This is a genomic window from Aeromonas sp. LsrichE-8G, assembly GCF_022869435.1.
Lineage (GTDB): Bacteria > Pseudomonadota > Gammaproteobacteria > Enterobacterales > Aeromonadaceae > Aeromonas > Aeromonas caviae.
This window is the reverse complement of sequence record NZ_JALIHH010000262.1, coordinates 1-304: the sequence shown is the minus strand read 5'-3', so window position 1 is coordinate 304 and position 304 is coordinate 1. Positions and strand designations below refer to the sequence as shown.

1 protein-coding gene is annotated in these 304 nt (G+C 51.3%); it reads left to right on the top strand.

The window, feature by feature from the left end; genetic code table 11:
- Positions 1-304, top strand: a 304-nt coding sequence (locus MUW49_RS20915; RefSeq protein ID WP_244813169.1) for a winged helix-turn-helix domain-containing protein, incomplete at both ends; no start/stop codon positions are given.

Genomic DNA, 304 nt, shown 5'->3' with positions numbered 1-304 from the left:
TACTGGTGCTGCTCATGCAGTTTTCTCCGCAAGATTTTGGTTATCAGCGCAGCCGTTGGTGTACTGAACTATTGGCTATAAAAATCAATCGGTTAACAGGGCTCAATGTGGCAGCCTCCACGCTCCGCCGATGGTTACCTCGTATGGGCATTGTCTGGCGCAGGCCCGTGCCGACCTTGCGGATAAAAGACCCAGCCTATCAGGAAAAAATGGCGAATATCGACGCCGCGCTGGCCCGCTGTGATGCCGATAATCCGGTGTTTTATGAGGATGAAGTCGATATAGACCTCAATCCCAAATTAGG